Source organism: Pseudoxanthomonas sangjuensis (assembly GCF_010211755.1).
Taxonomy (GTDB): Bacteria; Pseudomonadota; Gammaproteobacteria; order Xanthomonadales; family Xanthomonadaceae; genus Pseudoxanthomonas_A; species Pseudoxanthomonas_A sangjuensis.
Window position 1 is genome coordinate 1 of the sequence record NZ_PDWR01000063.1, and the last position, 634, is coordinate 634.

At 66.4% G+C, this 634-nt stretch carries 1 protein-coding gene; it reads right to left on the bottom strand.

Annotated elements, in window-relative coordinates; translation table 11 throughout:
- Positions 1 to 91: 91 nt before the first annotated feature.
- Positions 92 to 634, bottom strand: a 543-nt coding sequence (locus tag CSC71_RS15290) for an AIR synthase-related protein (protein ID WP_246192264.1), incomplete at its 5' end; no start/stop codon positions are given.

The window sequence follows — 634 nt, forward strand, 5'->3', positions numbered from 1 at the left end:
ATCGACAGCAGCTTGAGATGCTGCAGATCGTCGGTGCTGGCCGATGCGGTCGTGGCGACTGGAAAAGCGTCCATGCGGGTGTCCTGATCGATCAGCCGATGCGCACGCGCTCGTCGCCATGCGCCGTCACCACCTGGCCGATGCGCCAATGCGCCAGCGACTGCGCATCCAACGCCTGTTCCAGCGCGGCCGCCTGCGCGGGCGCGGCAACCAGCACGAAGCCGATTCCGCAGTTGAAGGTGCGCCACATTTCGGCATCGGCCACCGCACCTTCGCGCTGCAGCCAGGCGAATACCGGCGGCAGGGTCCAGGCAGTGGCGTCGATGTCCAGACCCAGGCCTTCGGGTATCACGCGGATGATGTTTTCGGTGAGGCCGCCACCGGTGATGTGCGCCATCGCGTGGATCGCTTCACCGTGCGACTTCAGCAGCGCCAGCACCGGCTTGACGTACAGCGCGGTTGGCGCCATCAGCGCATCGATCCGCTTGGTGCCATCGTCCAGTACCTGTTCGGCCGGCGCGCCGGCGCGCTCGTAGAGCTTGCGGATCAACGAATAGCCGTTGGAATGCGGGCCGGAGGAGGCGATGCCGATCAGCACGTCGCCTTCGCGCACCTGTGCGCCATCCAGCAGCTG